The sequence below is a fragment of the Microbacterium sp. CGR1 genome (assembly GCF_051062835.1).
Classification (GTDB): Bacteria; Actinomycetota; Actinomycetes; order Actinomycetales; family Microbacteriaceae; genus Microbacterium.
The window spans coordinates 494,502-511,487 of sequence record NZ_JAOTPG010000001.1 but is presented as its reverse complement, the minus strand read 5'-3'; the positions used below and the strand labels follow the sequence as shown (position 1 = coordinate 511,487).

Here is a 16,986-nt window from a genome sequence, read left to right as displayed (position 1 = left end):
CTCAGTCCTCGACGAGTCGCCGCGCCAGGCCCTCGTCGAGCACCACGTCCGTGATCAGCTCGGCGGCGATCGCCGCGCGCAGGCTCACGAGCTTCGGCACGCCCGAGACCACGCACACTCGTCTGGGCACGCGGCGCAGCCGGTCGAGCCCCGGGCCGGTGGCCCGCGCGTTCACGCGGATGTCCCTCCATGAACCGTCCGCCCGGAAGAACACCGTCGCCACGTCGCCGATCGCGTGGTCCTCACGCAGGCTCCGGTAGTCGTCGCGACCGAGGTACCCGCCGACGTAGACCCGGCTGGGCACCTCCGCGGCAGGCGAGCCGAGGCTGAACACGGCGATGTCCATCTTCGACTGCAGATCGAGCACACGACGCGTGCTGCGCTCCCGCCACATCGCCTCGCGCGTCGACGGGTCATCGAAGAACGCCGGCACCGGGAACTGCTGCACCTGCGCGCCGAATGCACTGCCGAACCGCTGCAGGATGTCGCTCGAGTACTCGACGCCACTGGTCTGGGTGTTGCCCGCGCCGTTGAGCTGCACGAACGTCGTGTTGTGCGTCTCCTTCTGCGTGAGACCACGACTGACGGCGCTGATCGTCGACCCCCAGGCGACGCCGACGATCATGTTCGAGTCGACGAACTGCGACAGCAGCCGCCCGGCGGTGAGCGCGACGCGCTCGAGGCGCTCCACTTCACTGACGATCTCGGGAATCGGAACGACGTGCGCGACGACCCGGTAGCGATCCCTGATGTGCTGCTCCAGCATCCCGAGCCGTTCCAGCGGCGAATTGATCCGGATGTCGACGAGACCGCTCTCCCTGGCGAAGCTGAGGAGTCGCGAAACCGACGACCTCGAGGTCTTGAGCTCCTGCGCGATGACCTCCATCGTCTTGTCCTGCATGTAGTAGAGCTGCGCTGCAGTGAGCGCGGCGATCAGCTTCGAGTCGCGTGATCCTGCGTCAGAGTGGCTCATGACGACCTCCTCGCCTCGATCTTTGCACATATGTGCAACGGGCTTGCGCGCGCTGGCCACATGGGTCGAAGCTGGGGGCACGCACAGAGAAGGGTCGAAGATGATCGAGTCGACACACTCATCACCGGAACGCGCCGAAGTCCGCGCAGTCCGTGAATCGGGACGCACGACCGTCCTTGTCATCGGAGCGGGGATCAACGGCATCTCCACGTTCCGTGACCTCGCACTGCAGGGCGTGGATGTCCTGCTCGTCGAACGCGGAGACTTCGCCTCGGGCGCGTCGGCGGCGTCGAGCCACATGATCCACGGCGGCATCCGCTACCTCGAGAACGGCGAGTTCCGACTGGTCCGCGAATCCGTCGAGGAGCGCAACGGTCTGCTCAAGATCGCGCCTCACTACGTGAAGCCGCTCGAGACGACGATCCCGATCTACTCGACCTTCTCGGGCATCCTGTCCGCTCCCCTGCGCTTCCTCACGCACAAGAGCGGCAAGCCCCAGGAGCGCGGCGCCTTCCTCATCAAGGTCGGCCTCACGATCTACGACACGTTCTCGCGCGACGGCGGGATGGTCCCCCGTCACCGGTTCCTCGGTCGCAAGCGCTCCCTGGCCGAACTCCCCTCGCTCGACCCGAACATCAAGTACACGGCGACGTACTACGACGCGTCGATGCACGACCCCGAGCGTCTCGCGCTCGATGTCCTGCAGGACGGACGAGCCGCACATCCGGGCGGCGCCGTTGCCCTGAACTACGTCGAGGCCGTCGCGCGCGACGGCGCGAATGTCGTGCTCCGCGACCGCGAGAGCGGCACCGAGTTCACCGTCACCGCCGACGTCGTCGTCAACGCCTCCGGCCCCTGGACCGACCTCACGAACGACGCCCTCGGCACCGACACCCGCTTCATGGGCGGCACCAAGGGCTCGCACATCGTGCTCGACCACCCCGAGCTCCTCGAGGCGACCCGCGGACGCGAGATCTTCTTCGAGCACTCCGACGGCCGCATCGTGCTGATCTATCCGCTCAAGGGACGCGTTCTGGTCGGCACGACCGACATCGACGCCGACCCTCGCGAGGTTCCGGTCTGCACCGAGGAGGAGATCGATTACTTCTTCGACCTCATCCACCACGTCTTCCCGCAGATCGACGTGACGCGCGAGCAGATCGTCTACAACTTCTCCGGCATCCGCCCGCTTCCCCGCCACGAGGACACCGCTCCTGGCTTCGTGTCGCGCGACTACCGCATCGAGGTCGACGAGAAGGGTGCAGCGCCTCTCGTGAGCCTGGTCGGCGGCAAGTGGACGACGTTCCGCGCCCTCGGCGAGTCCCTCTCCGACGTCGTGCTCGGGCTGCTCGGCCGCACCCGCACGGTCTCGACGGCAGGACGAGCGATCGGTGGAGGCCGCGACTTCCCGCGCACGGAGAAGGCCCGTCGCATCTGGATCCAGGAGAACCTCTCTGGAGCCGGTGAGCGCGCCGAGCGCCTGCTCGCCCGCTACGGAACCCGCGCAGCGCAGGTCTGGGAGTACATCGAGCAGGGCGACGACGCTCCCCTCGCCGGTGGCGACCTCTCGACGCGCGAGCTCGCCTGGATGGTGGAGAACGAGATGGTCGCGCGCCTCCAGGACGTGATCCTGCGCCGAACCAGCATCGCGTTCACCGGACACGCCGACGCGGATGTGCTCGAAGAGCTTGCCGATGCACTGGCTCCTCTGCTCGACTGGGACCGCGCACGCCACGATGCCGAACTGGATCAGACGCGCACGCTGCTGAACGAACGACATGGACTGAAGATCTCGTCCCGCACACGCGGCTGACGAGACATCCGAACACCGCCCTCCACGCGGTGTAAATCCCAACAAGTGCCAGGGCTAAGGGGCCCTGGCACTCAAGAAAGGTCAATGAAGACATGACTGATGTGAATCTCGGTCTCTACTTCCTCTCGGAGTTCGTCGGCACAGCGATGCTGATCCTCCTCGGATGTGGTGTGGTCGCCAACGTCGCCCTCGCGAAGAACAAGGGCTTCGGCGGTGGCTTCCTGATGGTCAACTGGGGATGGGGTCTCGCGGTCTTCGTGGGTGTCCTCGCCTCCGCATACTCCGGCGCGATCCTGAACCCGGCTGTCGGCATCGGCCTGCTGGTCGGAGGGAAGATCGACTTCTCGCAGTTCGCCGTCGCGACCGGCGCCGAACTCCTCGGAGCGATCGTCGGTGCGGTCCTCACCTGGCTCGCTTACAAGCAGCACTTCGATGAGGAGCCGGAGGCCGCCAACAAGCTCGGCGTGTTCTCGACCGGCCCCGCGATCCGTTCCTACGGCTGGAACCTCGTCACCGAGGTCATCGGAACCTTCGTCCTGGTGTTCGCGGTCTTCGCCTTCGCGGACTACGGCGTCGCAGACATCGGCACCCCCGGAGGCCTCGGACCGCTCAGCGCGCTCCCGGTCGCACTCGTCGTGGTCGCCATCGGCGCCTCGCTCGGTGGGCCGACCGGCTACGCGATCAACCCTGCGCGTGACCTCGGACCGCGTATCGCCCACGCCATCCTGCCGATCAAGGGCAAGGGTTCCAGTGACTGGTCCTACTCGTGGGTCCCGGTCGTCGGTCCGCTCATCGGTGGTGTCCTCGCCGCCGTCGCCGCACCCGTCCTTCTGAACCTCGCCTGAACCCGAACCTGACTTCAAAGGAGAACACAATGGCCGACTACATCATCGCCATCGATCAGGGCACCACCTCCAGCCGCGCGATCATCTTCGACAAGAAGGGCAGCATCGTCGCGACCGGACAGAAGGAGCACGAGCAGATCCTGCCGAAGGCCGGCTGGGTCGAGCATGACCCCGCCGAGATCTGGCGCAACGTGCAGGAGGTCATCGGTCTCGCCCTGAGCCGCGCCGACCTGACGCGTCACGACATCGCAGCCGTCGGCATCACCAACCAGCGTGAGACCGCTGTCGTCTGGGACAAGACGACCGGGAAGGCCGTCTACAACGCCATCGTCTGGCAGGACACCCGTACCCAGGAGATCGTCGACCGCCTCGCGGCGGACGGCGGCGTCGAGCGGTTCAAGCCCGTCGTGGGCCTCCCGCTCGCCACCTACTTCTCCGGCACCAAGATCGCGTGGATCCTCGAGAACGTCGAGGGTGCACGCGAGAAGGCCGAGGCGGGCGACCTCGTCTTCGGCACGACCGACAGCTGGGTGCTGTGGAACCTCACCGGTGGCGTCGACGGCGGTGTGCACGTGACCGACGTCACCAACGCCTCGCGCACGATGTTCATGGACCTCGAGACGCTCGAGTGGCGCGACGACATCCTCGAGGCGTTCGGCGTGCCGCGCTCGATGATGCCGGAGATCCGTTCCTCTTCCGAGGTGTACGGCGCCGCGGAGGACTCGTCGCTGCTGCGCGAGACCCCGATCGCCGGCATCCTGGGTGACCAGCAGGCCGCGACGTTCGGCCAGGCCGCCTTCAACAAGGGTGAGAGCAAGAACACCTACGGCACCGGATGCTTCCTCATCTTCAACACGGGCGAGGAGATCGTCCACTCGAAGAACGGGCTGCTCACCACCGTCGGCTACAAGCTCGGCGACGGACCGACGCACTACGCGCTCGAGGGCTCGATCGCCGTCACCGGATCCCTGATCCAGTGGCTCCGCGACCAGCTCGGCATCATCGGATCCGCTCCCGAGGTCGAAGAGCTCGCGAAGCAGGTCGACGACAACGGCGGCGTGTACATCGTGCCGGCCTTCTCGGGCCTGTTCGCTCCGTACTGGCGTCCTGACGCACGTGGTGCGATCGTCGGCCTCACCCGCTACGCGAACAAGAACCACATCGCTCGCGCGGCACTCGAGGCAGTCGCATTCCAGACCCGCGACGTGCTCGACGCGGTCAACGCCGACGCAGGCGTCGACCTGACCGAGCTCAAGGTCGACGGTGGCATGGTCGCGAACGACGCGCTGATGCAGTTCCAGGCCGATGTCCTGGGCGTTCCGGTCGTTCGTCCGGTCGTCGCCGAGACGACCGCACTCGGCGCCGCGTACGCCGCAGGGCTCGCTGTGGGCTTCTGGAACGGTCTGGACGACCTGTCCGCCAACTGGCAGGAGGACCGCCGCTGGGAGCCGTCGATGGAGGACGCCGAGCGCGACCGCCAGCTGCGCCTGTGGCGCAAGGCCGTCAGCAAGTCGATGGACTGGGTCGACGAGGACGTGAAGTGACCTCAGAGTTCTGAGGAGGCGGGCCCGGAGGATTCCTCCGGGCCCGTTTCGTCTCCCCCGGGACGCATCACGGATTCGACGACGCGAAGGAAGGCGGTCGCGACGCTGCGCGGCGCACGGTCGTCCCACGCGACGTACTGGACACGGACAGGGCCGTCGGCCAGCTCGATGGCGATCGCCTCCGCAGAGGATGCGGCGATCACACCCCTCGCCAGCAGCGCGACCGCGAGCCCCTCCGAGACGAGTCCGAGCAGCAGTTCCGACGAATCGGCCTCGAATGCCACGTCGCGCGAGATGCCGGATGCGGCGAACGCGGCGTCTCCCTGCGCACGACCCGACGTGCCGGCAGGGAAGTCCGCGAAGACCTCGTCGGCGAGGTCCGAGAGCCGGACACGTGTCCGACCTACAAGGCGATGCGTCGGCGGCACCGCGAGGACCAGTCGCTCGCGACCGAGTTCCCGGGCCGCGACGCCCCTCGGCACGGCCTCCTCCCGCAGTCCGAGCAGTGCGACATCGAGGTCGCCCCTCCGCACCGCATCGGCGAGGGTGTCGCTGTTGCCGACAGAGAGCTCGATCCGAGCATCAGGATGCTCTTCGCGGAAGCGAGCGATGGCCCGCGGCACTGAGACCGCACTGGCCGTGGGGATGACGCCGAGGCGGAGGGTGCCCACCACTCGCCCGGCAGAGGCTGCAGCGGCTTCACGGGCGTCGTCGGCCGCCATCACCGCCGACTTCGCGTGAATCAGGAAGGCCTCCCCCGCCTCGGTCGTCCGCACGCTGCGGCTGGAGCGGACGAAGAGACGCTGTCCGAGCTCGCGCTCGAGGGCGGCGATCTGATGGCTGAGTGCGGACTGTGTCACGAAGCACCGTTCCGCCGCGCGCGTGAAGCTCGACGCTGATGCCACCTCGACGACGTACCTCAGCTGCTGAAGATCCACACCTCCATGATCTCTCTTCATGAAAGCGGTGACAACCATGCCTTGGACTCATCCCGGTGAAAGGTTCAGGCTGAAGGTATGAAAAGAGTGTCCGTCCTGCTCCTCACTGCGCTGGCTCCCCTCTCCTGGGGAACGACCTACCTCGTGACCACCGAGCTGCTTCCCGCCGGTCACCCCCTGTTGGCGGGGCTCCTGCGCGCACTCCCCGCGGGGCTCATCGCCCTGGCGATCGGCAGGACCCTGCCGTCCGGCGGCTGGTGGCTGAAGTCTCTGGTGCTCGGAGGCCTCAACATCGGGGCGTTCTTCCCCCTGCTCTTCCTGGCCGCCGAACGGCTGCCCGGCGGAGTCGCCGCGGCCGTCGCGGGAGCGCAGCCCCTGATCATCCTCGGCATGAGCGCGCTCGTGCTCCGCGACCGGATCCGCCCACTCACCGCCGCCGCTGCCGTCGTGGGAACGGGCGGCGTCGCTCTCGTCGTACTGGGTCCGGCCGCACAGTTGGACGCCCTCGGCATCCTCGCAGCGGTCGGTGGCGTGACCGCGACCGCTCTCGGCATGATCCTCACCAAACGCTGGGGGCGTCCTGCCGGCGTCGGACCGATCGCCTATGCGGGGTGGCAGCTGACCGCGGGCGGTCTCGTGCTCCTGCCTCTCACTCTTCTCTTCGAAGGCGTTCCCACCGCCATCGACGGTGAAGCCGTGCTCGGATACGTATGGCTGGGCTCGGTCGGCGGGTTGCTCGCCTATACGCTGTGGTTCCGGGGCATCCAGCTGCTTCCGGTCATCGCCCCCGGGCTGCTCGCCCTGCTCTCCCCCGTGGTCGCGACGCTGCTGGGAGCATTCGTGGCCGGCGAGACGTTCACGCCGCTTCAGGCGCTCGGAATCGCACTGGTGCTCGTCGCCCTCATCGTGGGACAGCTGACGGCGCTCAGGATGTCACGCCGGTCACGGCCCCCTGCTCGGGAGCACTTGTTGCAGGCGTCCCGTTCCTGACGATCGTCAGTTCTTGCCGAAGAGCTTCTGTATCTCGGCAAGGTCCGCCTCGGTGGGAGCCTTGGCCCCGCCGAGACCGAATCCTGAACCGGTCGGGGTGGTCGCGGTCGCGATCCCCGCGTTCTCGGCCGCGCGCTTCGCAGGGTTGCCCGAGCGGGAACCGCCCGACGACTTGCCCTTCTTGCCGCGCTTCGACGAAGCCCCCGGCTTGCCCATGCCGGGCATCGATCCCATACCGGGGATGTTCGGGGTGCCACCGCGGGCGACGGTCTTCATCATCTTGGCGGCCTGGTCGAAGCGCTGCACGAGCTGGTTGACATCGGTGACCGTCATGCCGGAACCGCGCGCGATGCGCAGACGACGTGATCCGTTGAGCACCTTGGGGTTGCGGCGCTCACCGGGGGTCATCGAGCGGATGATCGCCTCGGTGCGATCGATCTCCCGCTCGTCGAAGTCCTCGAGCTGCTGCTTCATCTGGCCCATGCCGGGGAGCATCCCCAGCATCTTCTTCATCGACCCCATCTTCTTCATCTGCTGAAGCTGGTCGAGGAAGTCCTCGAGCGTGAACTGCTCGGTCGCGAGCTTCTCGGCCATCTTGATGGCCTCGTCCTCGTCGAAGGCCTGCTGGGCCTGCTCGATGAGGGTGAGGATGTCGCCGAGGTCGAGGATTCGGCTGGCCATGCGGTCGGGGTGGAAGGGCTCGAGATCCTCGAGACGTTCTCCGGTCGACGCGAAGATGATCGGGCGACCGGTGACCGACGCCACCGACAGCGCGGCACCACCGCGCGCGTCACCGTCGAGCTTCGACAGGACGACGCCGGTGAAGTCGACGCCCTCCTGGAATGCCTTTGCCGTGTTGACCGCATCCTGACCGATCATGGCATCGATGACGAACAGGACCTCATCAGGGTCGGTCGCCTTGCGGATGTCGGATGCCTGCTTCATGAGCTCTGCATCGACTCCCAGACGACCGGCGGTGTCGATGATGACCACGTCGTGCTGCTGGCGACGGGCGTACTCCACACCGTCGCGGGAGACCTTGACCGGGTCGCCGACGCCGTTGCCCGGCTCGGGAGCGTAGACGGTGGCACCGGCCTGCTCGGCCACGACCTGGAGCTGATTGACGGCGTTCGGGCGCTGGAGGTCGGCGGCGACGAGGAGAGGTGTGTGCCCCTCACCCTCGAGCTGCTTCGCGAGCTTGCCCGCGAACGTGGTCTTACCCGAACCCTGGAGGCCCGCGAGCATGATGACGGTCGGCGCGGTCTTGGCGAACTGCAGACGACGCTGCTCGCCGCCGAGGATCTGGACCAGCTCCTCGTTGACGATCTGCACGACCTGCTGCGCCGGGTTGAGCGCCTTGTTGACCTCGTCGCCGAGGGCACGCTCGCGCACCTTGGCAGTGAACTCCTTCACGACGGAGAGCGCGACGTCCGCGTCGAGCAGAGCGCGACGGATCTCGCGTACGGTGCCGTCGACATCGGCCGCGGTGAGCTTTCCCTTCGTGCGCAGATTGCGGAAGGTCTCGGTGAGCCGATCGGAGAGCGTGCCAAAGGTAGCCATGGTGAGACCGAGTTTACGCGAATCTCGCCGCTTCTCCGCGCTCACGACGCACTCAGGCGGTTTGATCCGGACCGTCGATCACGCCGGCGCGGAACCCCAGGGCAGACGGCCGATCATGCGCACGGCGTCGGCGAACCTGTCTCCGACCGATCCGCGCCCGGCTCCGCCCTCCGCCCAGGCCCGCACGGCGGCGAGAACCGCGGCAGCCCAGGTTGCTGCCACGATGTCTGCAGGGAGAGGGGCAACGCCCGATCGACGCGCGAGATCCGCCAGAGCGGCCGCCAGTCGCGCCTGGCGCAGCGCGGCATCCTGTTCGAGCTCATCGTCGAGTCCCATCGCCGAGGAGTTCGTCATGGCCAGTGCGAGGCTGTCGGGAGCGAAGCCGTCCACGAGGCCTGCGAGGATGCGTCTGACCTCCACCCCGTCACGATCATCGCCGACGGCGGCCAGGTCCTCGACCGCACTCGAGATGCGGTCGTCCAGTCCGGACCACAGCACGTCGCTCTTGGACGAGAAGTAGTTGAAGAAGCTCGAGCGGCTCACGCCCGCGCGCTGTGTGATGTCGGCGACGGATGTGGCGTCGTACCCGCGCTCGAGGAACAGCTCGCAGGCAGCCTCGGCGAGGGTCTCGCGCGAGGATGCCTTGGGGCGCCCTGCTCGGCTCGTGCTCCTCATGCTCTCACGCTACCGCGCGTCGGTGCAGCGTGCCGCGGATCACGAGGAGGAGTATTCTTAGACGCAATCCATTTATTGAATGAGAGCGACCTGATCATGCTCGACATCCTCACTCCCGGACTCGCTCCGGCCTACATCCCCTACACGGACGGGTGGGATCTGCAGCGCCGCACCCACGCCGATGTCGTCGACGGCACGCGCCCGGACACCCTCATCCTGCTCGAGCACGAAGCCGTGTACACCGCCGGAAAGCGCACGGAACCGCAGGAGAGACCGCAGGACGGCACTCCGGTGATCGACGTCGACCGGGGTGGCAAGATCACCTGGCACGGACCGGGACAGCTGGTCGGGTATCCGATCGTCCGACTGCCGGAGCCCATGGACGTCGTCGCACACGTCCGTCGGCTCGAGCGCATCCTCATCGAGGTGCTTCGTCCTCTCGGCGTCGACGGGTACCAGGTCGAGGGCCGCAGCGGGGTGTGGGTCCGTCGCCCGCTCTCCGAGGACAAGGTCGCGGCCATCGGAGTGCGCGTGCAACAGGGAGTCACGATGCACGGCTTCGCGATCAACTGCGACAACAGCCTCTCGGGATTCCGGGGCATCATCCCCTGCGGCATCACCGATGCCGGAGTGACGACCGTGAGCGAGGTCGTCGCCGCCGACGTCTCCCCCCGTGACATCCTCGGCGCAGTCTCCGCCGCCTTCCTCGCCGAATACTCGCCCGCCGACCACGCAGGAGTCCCCGCATGACCGCCGCACCTGAGGGACGCAAGCTCCTCCGCCTCGAGATCCGCAACGCCGAGACCCCGATCGAGCGCAAGCCCGAATGGATCAAGACGAAGGCGAAGATGGGGCCCGAGTACACGGCTCTGCACTCGCTCGTGAAGAGCGAGGATCTCCACACCGTCTGCCAGGAGGCCGGCTGCCCCAACATCTTCGAGTGCTGGGAGGACCGTGAAGCGACGTTCCTCATCGGCGGCTCGCAGTGCACACGGCGCTGCGACTTCTGCCAGATCGACACCGGGAAGCCCGACGCCTACGACACCGACGAGCCTCGCCGGGTCGCGGAGAGCGTCGTGCGGATGAACCTGCGCTACGCGACGGTGACGAGCGTCGCTCGCGACGACCTGCCGGACACCGGTGCCTGGCTCAACGCCGAGACTGTCCGCAAGATCCACGAGCTCAACCCGAACACCGGCGTCGAACTGCTCGCCAACGAGCACAACGCCGACCCGGCGTTCCTCGGGCAGATCTTCGATGCCCGCCCCGAGGTGTTCGCCCACAACGTCGAGACCGTGCCGCGCATCTTCAAGCGCATCCGCCCGGCTTTCCGCTACGAGCGCTCGCTAGACGTGATCACGCAGGGGCGGAACGCCGGACTCATCACCAAGTCGAACCTGATCCTCGGAATGGGCGAAGAGCCCGAGGAGGTCGTCCAGGCTCTCAACGACCTGCACGACGCAGGCTGCGACATCATCACCATCACGCAGTACCTGAGGCCGTCGCCTCGCCATCTGCCGGTCGCCCGATGGGTCAAGCCGACGGAGTTCGTGGAGTTCAAGGAAGAAGCCGAGCGGATCGGCTTCCTCGGTGTCCTCGCAGGACCCCTGGTGCGCTCCTCGTACCGCGCAGGCCGGCTCTGGGCGCAGTCGATGGTGTCGAAGGGACGCGAGATCCCCGCGCACCTGGCGCACATCGCCGACAGCGCCGACCTCGGTTTCGCTCAGGCGGTCTGAGCCGCCCGATCGGTCATGGGCGTCAGTCGGCGCTCATGACCGATTGCACGCTGCCGTCGGAACCGAGGTTCACCAGCAGCACGTCGTCGGTGGTACCGGCGTCGAGCGCGTACTCGAGGACGGCGAAAGGCTCGGATCCTCCGTGCTCGTCGGCCAGAATCGTCATGCTCATCAGCCGTAGCGAGCGGATGATGTCGACGGCGGCGTCGCCGCTCACATCGACCAGGACGTCTTCGAGCTCGTCGCCGTAGGCCTCCTGCTGCTGCAGGATGTACTCGGTCACCTCGCTCGTGCGGTCGTCGACTTCCGAGAGCATGCCGCGCCGCGAGGTCGCGTCGACGTTCTCCAGCCCCGCGATGAGAGACGCCGCGATGTCGAGGGCATCAGCGGAGACGTCGTCCTGGTCAGGGGCCGTGAGATCGACGGTGACACTCTGGTCGCCGAGCTCCACCGTCTCAGACCAGAAGATCGAGCCGTCCGGTCCCGAGGACAGGAGTCCGAAGTAGTCGTGTTCGATCGCCATAACGCTATGAAACCAGCCTCGTGCTCGCGGCGGTAGTCCTGTGCTCAGCCGACGAGCGACTGGACGAAGACATGGGGGGTGAATCCGGTGAGATCGTCGATGCCCTCGCCCTGCCCGAGAAGCTTGACAGGGATACCGGTACGTTCCTGCACCGCCAGCACGAAGCCGCCCTTGGCTGAGCCGTCGAGCTTGGTGAGGACGAGGCCGGTGACGCCGGCGTGCTCGAGGAACGCCTCGGCCTGCATGACGCCGTTCTGGCCCGTGGTGGCGTCGAGGACGAGCAGGACCTCGCTGATCGGCGCCTGCTTCTCGATGACGCGGCGGATCTTGGTGAGCTCGTCCATCAGACCGCCCTTGGTGTGCAGCCGGCCGGCAGTGTCGATGATCGCGATCTCGATGCCTTCGCGCTGCGCGTACTCGATGGTCTGATACGCGACGGATGCCGGATCCTGACCCTCCTGCTGAGGACGGACGATGGCCGCTCCCCCGCGCTGAGCCCACGTGGCGAGCTGATCGACGGCTGCCGCACGGAAGGTGTCTGCGGCTCCGACGACGACGCTGCGCTGGAAGCCGCGCAGGAACTTGGTGAACTTGCCGATGGTTGTGGTCTTGCCCACCCCGTTGACCCCGACGACCAGCACAACGGCCGGGCGTTCGGTGAGCTTCAGAGTCGTGTCGAACTTGGCGAAGTGCTCCTCGAGGGTCTCACGGAGCATCCGCTGCAGGTCCTGAGGGTCGGTCGTTCGGAACCGCTCCACCTTCTCGCGGAGCTCCTCGACGACGCGTTCGCTGATGTCGGGGCCGAAGTCGGCCGTGATGAGCGCCGTCTCGAGGTCCTCCCATGTCGTCTCGTCGATGGTGGGCTTGACGAACATCCCGCGCAGCGCACGGGTGAGGGACCAGGACTTCTCCGCCATGACTCCAGCCTACGGGTAGCGTCGCAAGCGCTTGCGGCCCACGCCTACGCTCTGAGCACAACTTCGGAGCCCTCAGGCGGTAAGCCCGCTTCTCGGGTCAGCCGGCAGCCGCGGCGCGGTCCCCGACACGCTGACCGACGACAGCGGATACGCCGTCCTGCCGCATCGAGACGCCGTACAGGGCGTCGGCGATCTCCATCGTGCGCTTCTGATGCGTGATCACGAGCAGCTGCGAGCTCTCGCGGAGCTGCTCGAAGACCGTGAGCAGTCGGCCGAGGTTGGCGTCATCGAGCGCAGCCTCCACCTCGTCGAGGATGTAGAACGGGCTCGGACGGGCCTTGAAGATGGCGACCAGCAGGGCGACGGCCGCGAGCGAGCGCTCCCCGCCCGAGAGCAGCGACAGACGCTCGATCTTCTTGCCTACGGGACGAACCGAGACCTCGATGCCCGTCGTGAGCATGTTGTCGGGATCGGTGAGCGAGATGCTTCCCGATCCACCGGGAAACAGCAGCGGGAAGACCTCGCCGAATGCCACCCTCGTGTCCTCGAACGCGCTCGCGAAGATCGTCTGCATGCGCTCGTCGAGGTCGGCGATGATCGTCAGCAGATCCTGCCGCGTCTGCGTCAGGTCGGCGAGTTGCTCGGTCAGGAATGCATGACGCTGTTCGAGGGCGGCGAACTCCTCCAGCGCGAGCGGGTTGACACGTCCGAGCTGTGCCAGCTTGCGCTCAGCATCGGCCAGGCGTCGCTGCTGGATGCGTCGATCGAACGGAATGGCGGTGTCGTCTGCGAGGTCGTCAGCGGTGTGGTCCACGCCGGGATCTCGGGGAACGAGCTGATCGGGTCCATATTCCGCAACGAGAATATCTTCGTCGAGCGCGAGTTCGGAAGCGACGCGTTCGAGCAGGCTGTTCAGGTGGAGCTTCTTCTCGTGGATCTGCAGCTCGAGCCCGTGCACGCTCTCGGTGAGACCGGCGAGCCGCTCGCGCAGAGACGTCTCCTGAGACCGAAGAGCGGTGAGCTCCTGGCTCTGAGCGGACCGCGCGGCCTCGGCCTCGGCCAGAGCGACCCGCGCCTCTGTGACCGATCGGTCGATCGAGTCCAGGATGCGCGGAAGCTCGCCGGCGACACCGGATGCCGCCTCTCGCTGTGCACGGCGGATCACCGCGCGGCGCGCCGCCTCGGCTGCTGCGTCCCGCTCCTGTTCGCGCTGGCGTTCGAGGCTTGCGACACGCGCCTGCGCTGCGCGCACCCGTTCGCGCAGGGTCTCGATCTCGAGCCGTGCCCGGACCTCCCCCTCGCGTGCGACTTCGAGGGCATCGAGCAGCCCGTCGCGCGCCGAGGCGTCCAGCACCGGACGAGGCGCCGACACCGCAGCCTCGAGCTCGGCCTTCGCCGCCTCGGCCTTCGCCTCGGCATCCTCGACCGCGGACTGCGCCTGAGCGAGGCCGGTCTCCAGCCGCTCGCACTCCGCGACAGCGGACTCGTGCGTCACGGTGATGCGGTTGACCTGCTCAGCGTGGCTCGCGAGAGCAGCATCGTGCTCGCGAAGCGATCGAAGGGCGTCCTTCGCGTGGCGACGGGTGCTCTCGACGGTCTCGTTCGCATCTTCGCGCGCTTCCCGCAGCGAATCGACGATGACCTGCACCTCTGCGAGACGATCGTTCGCGGCATCGCGCTCGGCCGCGAGCTCGAGACGTGATCGCTCTCCTCCGGAGCCGGTGCGCAGCGTCTGGGCCGTCACGACATCTCCCCCGGTCGTGACGATCGTCGTCGTGGTGTCGCTGATCGCGTCGAGCGACGCACGGGCTGTGCGCGCAGCGTCCAGCCCTTCGGCGATCAAGACGTGAGACAGGATGCCCATCACTCCGTCAGGAGCGGTCACCGTGTCGATCGCGGACGTCACTCCTTCGAGCGAGGGCAGATCGACGGTCGGTCGCAGGGCATCTGCGACCACGAAGTCGACGACGCCTCTGCGCTGCTGCGCAGCCTCGTGCGCGAGTGCGAACGCGTCGGATGCCCGGTCCACGAGCACCCCCTCGGCGAGAGAGCCGAGCACTGCCGCGATCGCGGCTTCGAAACCGGCTCTGACCTGGACGGAGTCACCGACAAGCCCCCGGATGCCTGCACCGCCGGTCTTCACGATCTCGGCAGCGCCTCCCGAGATCGCGAGCGCGCTGCCGAGTGCCGCCGACTTCGCCGTGAGCGAGTCGACCTCGCGCTCTGCGGCATGCAGTCGCTCCCTGAGCGTCTCGCGCTCGGTCTCTGCGACTGTCGCCGCCCGCTGCGCGGTCTCGTACGCGGCCGAGTGCTCCGCCGCCGTACCCTCGGGCGCTTCGGCCTCGTCGATCGACTCGAGTGCCTCAGCGGCCTCGCGACGACGCGCATTCGCGGCTTCGAGAGCGTTCTCCTGACGCAACACCGCGCCGCGCACCGCGGCGAGGGCGGACGCTGCAGCATCGGCCGTTCCGCGGAGCGCGCTGAGCCGCATGTCGTACTCGGAGACCAGGGCGCTCTGCTCGGCGATGTCCACATCGAGGGTGTCGAGCTCGGCTCGGGCATTCACGACCTCGCGGCTCGCGACGGTCGCTGCGTCCTGGGCATCGCCGAGGCCGGCTGATATCTCGGTGATCTCGTCCTTCGCCTCGTCGATCGTGCTCTGCGTCACCGTCACGGCGGTCACCGCGGCGTCGTCCTCATCGGATCCGAGGAGCGCGAGCCGCTGGTTCGCGAGGGTGTAGAGCCCCCGCATCCGCTCCTGCACCTGCTCGAGGCCGAAGGCCACTCCCCTCGCCTGGTCGACGGCGACCGAGTTCTGGTCCTGCTCGAGGCGCGCGATGCTCCCGCGTACCGCCTCTGCCTGGTCCGACAGCACCAGACGCTCGGTGTGCCGTTCATGCTCGGTGCGCGTGTGATCGGCGAGAGCAGTGCGAAGCGCCACGACGTCGTCGGCGAAGATACGCGCCTTGGCGTCGCGGACCACGGCTGCGATGGTCTGCGCTTCGCGCGCGATCTCGGCCTGCCTGCCGAGCGGCTTCAGTTGACGCCGGATCTCTCCGGCGAGGTCGCTCAAGCGCGTGAGATTCGTCTCCATCGCATCGAGCTTGCGGAGGGTCTTCTCCTTGCGGCGCCGGTGCTTGAGGATTCCGGCCGCTTCCTCGATGAAGCCCCGACGATCCTCGGGCGACGCCTGGAGCACCGTGTCGAGACGTCCCTGACCGACGATCACATGCATCTCACGACCGAGTCCCGAGTCGCTGAGCAGCTCCTGCAGATCGAGCAGTCGGCAGTTCTCGCCGTTGATCGCGTACTCGCTCGCCCCGTTGCGGAACAGCGTCCTGCTGATCGTCACCTCGGCGAACTCGATGGGCAGCGCCCCGTCGCTGTTGTCGATCGTGAGCTGCACCTCTGCGCGGCCGAGCGGGCCCCTGGTCGAGGTACCGGCGAAGATGACGTCCTCCATCTTGCCGCCGCGGAGAGTCTTGGCGCCCTGTTCACCCATGACCCAGGCCAGAGCGTCGACGACGTTGGACTTGCCCGACCCGTTGGGTCCGACGATGCAGGTGACACCCGGTTCGAACACGAAACTCGTGGGCTGCGCGAAGGACTTGAACCCCTTGAGGGTCAGGCTCTTCAGATGCATGCGCGTGCCGCGCTTCGGGGGTGAATCACGCCCATACGCTACCGGAATGACGGCTCAGAACCGGCATCCCGCGCGGGTCCCGATCGAACCGGGACACGGCGCGACACGCCGGTCCACGCCTACGGTGCTTGACGGACACGCCCGGGTTTCGCTACCGTAACCTCCGGATCGCCACACGAAAGGAGGTTACCGATGATGATCACACTCAACGCACAGGCCACTGGCCTCGCCGCGCCTTTCGCGCCGCGTCTTGCGCACTCGGTAACCGCCGGCGTCCGCACCACTGCGCTCTCGTAGAACCGCAGCTCGAGGACTGTGTCCTGCGCCAGCCGCAGGTCGTCGCCCCGTGAGGGGCATCCCTCAGACGCGTGTCACCGCGCCCACCCTCTGATCCGCTCTCGGATCACGGATTCCCGCCGACCCCGGCGATCGCCTTCTCGCGACCCGGGCTCTCGACTCTCCGCACCCGTTCGGGCACCTGTCGGTGATCTGCGCAGGTGCTCGCCTCACCCATCCACACCATTCATCTCGAAGGATCATCGTGAACACCACGCTGTACCGCAGCATCACCCACCCTCCGGATACGGAGGGCCAACAGGTCCTCCACATCCCCGCACCCGACGAACTGCGGCGCCTCGCGCTCGCGGACCGTCTCTCCCTCCGGATCGGCCTGTGGCTGCTCCAGAGGGCTCAGCGTCCTCGCCGGGAACGCCGCACCGCGTCTCCCGTCTATTCGGACGGCTCGCCTCTCGAGAGACGAGAGCGCGCGGCCGGCGAGACGCTGGCACTGCTCACGTACGACCTGCAGCGTCAGCTGCGCTGACCTGGA

Annotated in this window: 14 protein-coding genes; 7 read left to right on the top strand and 7 right to left on the bottom strand. The window is 67.4% G+C overall.

Annotation, left to right across the window (positions count from 1 at the left end):
- Position 1: 1 nt before the first annotated feature.
- Entirely contained in the window at positions 2–973 is a 972-nt protein-coding gene (locus OD997_RS02480) for a sugar-binding transcriptional regulator (RefSeq protein ID WP_056307934.1), read from the bottom strand.
- 100 nt (positions 974–1,073) lie between these two features.
- On the opposite strand from OD997_RS02480, the gene OD997_RS02475 reads away from it, so the two are divergent.
- The 3 genes from OD997_RS02475 to glpK all read left to right on the top strand — a co-directional run bounded on the left by OD997_RS02475 (position 1,074) and on the right by glpK (position 5,175).
- Complete coding sequence (locus OD997_RS02475) at positions 1,074–2,786, top strand: FAD-dependent oxidoreductase (RefSeq protein ID WP_434330211.1); 1,713 nt, start codon at positions 1,074–1,076, stop codon at positions 2,784–2,786.
- Between the two features lie 92 nt (positions 2,787–2,878).
- A complete protein-coding gene (locus OD997_RS02470; RefSeq protein WP_434330210.1) occupies positions 2,879–3,631 on the top strand; it encodes an MIP/aquaporin family protein in 753 nt (250 codons plus the stop codon).
- Positions 3,632–3,660: 29 nt separating this feature from the next.
- Positions 3,661–5,175 carry a glycerol kinase GlpK gene (gene glpK / locus OD997_RS02465; protein WP_434330209.1) on the top strand — a complete coding sequence of 505 codons (1,515 nt, stop codon included), beginning with the start codon at positions 3,661–3,663 and terminating at the stop codon, positions 5,173–5,175.
- Between the two features lie 2 nt (positions 5,176–5,177).
- Here the strand turns inward: glpK and OD997_RS02460 are convergent, their stop codons facing one another.
- The gene (locus tag OD997_RS02460; RefSeq protein ID WP_434330208.1) at positions 5,178–6,113 is read right to left on the bottom strand and encodes a LysR substrate-binding domain-containing protein; all 936 of its coding nucleotides are present in this window, start codon (positions 6,111–6,113) and stop codon (positions 5,178–5,180) included.
- Between the two features lie 78 nt (positions 6,114–6,191).
- Between OD997_RS02460 and OD997_RS02455 the strand changes: the two genes are divergently transcribed.
- Positions 6,192–7,103, top strand: coding sequence for an EamA family transporter (locus OD997_RS02455; RefSeq protein WP_434330207.1), 912 nt, complete (start codon positions 6,192–6,194; stop codon positions 7,101–7,103).
- A gap of 6 nt (positions 7,104–7,109) precedes the next feature.
- Here the strand turns inward: OD997_RS02455 and ffh are convergent, their stop codons facing one another.
- Positions 7,110–8,663: a signal recognition particle protein gene (gene ffh, locus OD997_RS02450; protein WP_434330206.1), complete on the bottom strand. Its 1,554-nt coding sequence runs from the start codon at positions 8,661–8,663 to the stop codon at positions 7,110–7,112.
- A 78-nt stretch (positions 8,664–8,741) separates the two neighbouring features.
- Positions 8,742–9,338 carry a TetR/AcrR family transcriptional regulator gene (locus OD997_RS02445; protein ID WP_434330205.1) on the bottom strand — a complete coding sequence of 199 codons (597 nt, stop codon included), beginning with the start codon at positions 9,336–9,338 and terminating at the stop codon, positions 8,742–8,744.
- Between the two features lie 96 nt (positions 9,339–9,434).
- On the opposite strand from OD997_RS02445, the gene lipB reads away from it, so the two are divergent.
- Positions 9,435–10,088 carry a lipoyl(octanoyl) transferase LipB gene (gene lipB / locus OD997_RS02440; protein ID WP_434330204.1) on the top strand — a complete coding sequence of 218 codons (654 nt, stop codon included), beginning with the start codon at positions 9,435–9,437 and terminating at the stop codon, positions 10,086–10,088.
- Positions 10,085–11,074, top strand: a complete 990-nt coding sequence (gene lipA, locus OD997_RS02435; RefSeq protein WP_056509711.1) for a lipoyl synthase — start codon at positions 10,085–10,087, stop codon at positions 11,072–11,074. Before lipB ends, lipA begins: the two co-directional genes overlap by 4 nt.
- Before the next feature lie 22 nt (positions 11,075–11,096).
- On the opposite strand, the gene OD997_RS02430 is transcribed toward lipA, so the two are convergent.
- The 3 genes from OD997_RS02430 to smc all read right to left on the bottom strand — a co-directional run bounded on the left by OD997_RS02430 (position 11,097) and on the right by smc (position 16,157).
- Complete coding sequence (locus OD997_RS02430) at positions 11,097–11,597, bottom strand: DUF2004 domain-containing protein (RefSeq protein WP_056307950.1); 501 nt, start codon at positions 11,595–11,597, stop codon at positions 11,097–11,099.
- Between the two features lie 44 nt (positions 11,598–11,641).
- Complete coding sequence (gene ftsY, locus OD997_RS02425; RefSeq protein ID WP_434330203.1) at positions 11,642–12,514, bottom strand: signal recognition particle-docking protein FtsY; 873 nt, start codon at positions 12,512–12,514, stop codon at positions 11,642–11,644.
- Between the two features lie 97 nt (positions 12,515–12,611).
- Positions 12,612–16,157 (bottom strand): chromosome segregation protein SMC, encoded by a 3,546-nt coding sequence (gene smc / locus OD997_RS02420; RefSeq protein WP_434330202.1) that lies wholly within the window; start codon positions 16,155–16,157, stop codon positions 12,612–12,614.
- A gap of 541 nt (positions 16,158–16,698) precedes the next feature.
- Here smc and OD997_RS02415 point away from each other — a divergent pair.
- The gene (locus OD997_RS02415) at positions 16,699–16,980 is read left to right on the top strand and encodes a hypothetical protein (protein ID WP_434330201.1); all 282 of its coding nucleotides are present in this window, start codon (positions 16,699–16,701) and stop codon (positions 16,978–16,980) included.
- Positions 16,981–16,986: the final 6 nt, after the last annotated feature.